The sequence below is a fragment of the Gracilibacillus oryzae genome (assembly GCF_009498735.1).
Taxonomy (GTDB): Bacteria; Bacillota; Bacilli; order Bacillales; family Amphibacillaceae; genus Gracilibacillus; species Gracilibacillus oryzae.
In genome coordinates this window covers 164,206-167,748 of the sequence record NZ_ML762431.1, presented here as the reverse complement: position 1 = coordinate 167,748, position 3,543 = coordinate 164,206, and the positions used below count along the sequence as shown (strand labels likewise).

General features: G+C 38.0%; 4 protein-coding genes. All 4 read left to right on the top strand.

The genetic code is table 11. The annotated features are described in order from the left end of the window. A partial coding sequence (locus F9U64_RS12265; RefSeq protein WP_228275691.1) for a polysaccharide biosynthesis protein occupies positions 1 to 1,339 on the top strand: 1,339 nt, incomplete at its 5' end. 353 nt (positions 1,340 to 1,692) lie between these two features. Continuing rightward, entirely contained in the window at positions 1,693 to 2,823 is a 1,131-nt protein-coding gene (locus tag F9U64_RS12260) for a DegT/DnrJ/EryC1/StrS family aminotransferase (RefSeq protein ID WP_153403795.1), read from the top strand. After that, positions 2,823 to 3,470 carry a sugar transferase gene (locus F9U64_RS12255; RefSeq protein ID WP_153403793.1) on the top strand — a complete coding sequence of 216 codons (648 nt, stop codon included), beginning with the start codon at positions 2,823 to 2,825 and terminating at the stop codon, positions 3,468 to 3,470. The genes F9U64_RS12260 and F9U64_RS12255 overlap by 1 nt, the downstream gene beginning before the upstream one ends. Further along, positions 3,467 to 3,543 (top strand): PglD-related sugar-binding protein (locus F9U64_RS23015; RefSeq protein ID WP_456071352.1); only part of this gene is annotated, 77 nt, incomplete at its 3' end. The genes F9U64_RS12255 and F9U64_RS23015, both read left to right, overlap by 4 nt.

Genomic DNA, 3,543 nt, shown 5'->3' with positions numbered 1-3,543 from the left:
TGATTTATGTCCAGTGGCATTCGTTGATGATGATATCACCAAACATAAGATGCATTTATATGATTTGCCTGTAACAGGAAGCTCGAAGGATATTCCAGATCTAGTCAAAAGTCTGGAAATTGAACATATTATTATTGCGATTCCTTCCCTGACAAATGGAGCATTAACGGAAGTTGTGTCAATCTGTAACAGCACACAGGCAAGGGTGCAGATGGTGCCAAAGATTGAAGATATAGTTTCCGGAAAAGTTTCAGTTAATACTCTGAGAAACGTTGATGTTGAGGATGTTCTTGGCCGGCAGCCTGTTGAATTGGATATCAATTCAATCACTGAATATGTGACAAACAGAACGGTAATGGTTACAGGTGCTGGTGGTTCGATAGGTTCCGAGATTTGCCGGCAATTAATGCGCTTTACTCCAAGAAGGATTGTACTTGTCGGTCATGGTGAATTCAGTATTTATTCAATAGATATGGAACTGCGACAAAAATATGGTCAGACAGAAATTGAAATTATTCCTATTATAGCTGACGTTCAAGACCGTAAACGTATTTTCAGTATTGTCAATGAATTCAATCCAGAAATCATCTACCATGCGGCAGCACACAAACATGTGCCATTAATGGAATATAACCCGCATGAAGCAGTGAAGAACAATATTATCGGAACAAAAAATGTGGCAGAAGCTGCTGATGCTTTTGGGATCCATACCTTTGTATTGGTATCTACAGATAAAGCAGTAAACCCTACGAATGTGATGGGCGCGACAAAGCGTGTGGCTGAAATGGTTGTACAAGATTTAGCAACAAGAAGTCAGACAAAATTTGTTGCAGTAAGATTCGGGAATGTCCTTGGGAGCCGTGGTAGTGTAATTCCGTTATTTAAAAAGCAAATCGAGCAAGGCGGACCAGTTACTGTGACACACCCTGATATGACAAGATATTTTATGACGATTCCAGAAGCATCCAGATTGGTTATTCAAGCTGGAACATTGGCTCAGGGGGGAGAGATCTTTGTCCTTGATATGGGTGAGCCTGTGAAGATAGTGGATCTAGCAAAGAATTTGATCAAGTTATCAGGTTATTCAGAGGATGAGATTCCGATTGAATTTAGTGGGATTAGACCTGGTGAAAAGATGTATGAAGAATTGCTTGGAGAGAATGAAGTACATCCAGAAGCGGTTTATGAGAAGATTTATGTTGGGAAGACAGTTGAGGTTAATAAAGATAGCTTATTAGTTTTACTGGAGTCTTTTAACCGCTTTTCTAAAGAGGGATTGAAAGAACAATTGATGGATATTGTTTATGAGGAGAACAAATTAGAGTTAGTAAAAGGATAGAAATTTGTGAGATGAAAGCCATTAACGAGCTATGAAATAACCATGATAGTTTTGTTCGTTAATGGTGATTGATTTTATGAATTGAGAAGATTGTAAGGTAATGTCTCCTTTACCTTTATCAATGGAGGCACTCGGTCATGCTGTGGGTGAAAAGCCTTAGACACTTGTTGTCGATAGTGTGATGTGAGGTGGGGTTGGATGCCCTGTTTAATTAATATAATTAGATTATTTTTCATAATTAGATTTACTTTAGTAGGTTAGTAGTTGATTGGAAAAGTATGAAGATAGGATACCAATGAAGTCTTAATCTACTAAAAATATATAATATTATAGAGAGAAGGGAGATTCAAGGAATGGATTCGACAAAAGTCAAAGAAAGAATATTCCTCTCTTCACCCCATATGAGTGAAGAAGGCTATGAAATGCAATATGTGCAAGAAGCTTTTGATACAAACTGGATCGCTCCTTTAGGTGAAAATGTTAATGAATTTGAAAGAGAGCTAGCTGCGAAAGTTGGTTCTAAGTCGGCTGCTGCTTTATCTTCTGGCACCGGGGCAATTCATCTAGCGTTAAGGGCAGCTGGTGTTGGTGAGGGAGATATTGTTTTCTGTCCTACGCTTACCTTCTCTGCAACAGCCAACCCTATTATCTATCAACATGCTGTTCCCGTATTTATTGATAGTAATTATGAAACTTGGAATATGTGCCCGCAAGCTTTGGAAGAAGCTTTTGAAAAGTTTCCTGAAGTTAAGGCAGTCATCGTTGTTCACCTTTACGGTCTTTCCGCAGATATGGATAAAATCATGGAAATCTGTAGAGAACATGATGTTGTAGTTATTGAAGATGCAGCAGAGTCATTAGGTGGTTATTACAAAGGGCAACACACAGGAACCTTTGGCGATTATGGTATCTACTCTTTTAATGGCAATAAAATCATAACTACTTCTGGAGGAGGAATGCTCGTTTCCAATAATGAAGAGAAAGTTGCAAAAGTGAGATTCTGGGCTACCCAGTCAAGAGATCAGGCTAGGCACTATCAACACAGTGAATTAGGATTTAATTACCGGATGAGTAATGTTGTTGCTGGTATCGGAAGAGGACAGCTTAAAGTGTTGGATAAGAGAGTGGAGAAGAAGAAATATATTTTTGAATATTACAAAAGAGAACTCTGTGAACTAGGTGGCGTTGAATTTATGCCAGTTAATGAGTGGGATGAGCCTAACTATTGGCTGAGTTCCTTAACACTAAGAAGTAATGTAAGGCCAATTGATGTGATGGAAGCTCTTGAAAAAGAGAATATTGAATCCAGACCTATTTGGAAGCCAATGCACTTGCAGCCTTTCTTCGAGAATTATGCCTTTGTGGGTACAGGTGTATCAGAGAATTTGTTTGAAAATGGGTTATGTTTACCTTCTGATACAAAGATGACAGATGAAGACTTACAAAGAGTTGTTGAGACTATCAAAGGGTTGTGGTTAACATGATGAATCATTCCAGAGGTGGTTTTTATAGGAGGTTTGTAAAAAGACCGATGGATTTCATCCTTTCTTTATTAGCAATTATTATTCTTAGTCCCGTTTTTCTAATTGTTGCATTACTTGTTAGAACAAAATTAGGCAGTCCTGTGCTGTTTAAGCAGAAACGACCGGGATTGAATGAAGAAATTTTTATGATGTATAAGTTTAGGACAATGACAGATGAAACAGACAAAAATGGAAATCTGCTTCCTGATAGTGTTAGACTAACAAAGTTTGGCAGACTGTTACGATCAACGTCTCTTGATGAACTGCCGGAGCTCTTTAATATCTTGAAAGGGGATATGTCCATTATTGGACCAAGGCCACTTTTAGTGCAATATCTCCCTTTGTATAATGAACATCAAAAACAGCGTCATGAAGTAAGACCAGGTTTATCCGGATTGGCACAGGTTAGCGGGAGGAATGCGATCACATGGGAAGATAAGTTCGATCTCGATGTTGAATATGTAAATAAAGTAAGTTTTATTGAGGATTGGAAGATTATTTTAACAACAATTAAGAAAGTCTTTGTCAGAGAAGGTATTAATTCAAATACTGCTGATACTATGGAGCCTTTTATGGGAACTAAAGAGGAAAGAAGAATAGAGTTATGAAAAATAAACTTCTTATTATAGGTGCCAGTGGGCATGGGAAAGTCGTTGCGGATATTGCAATGAAAATGAACAC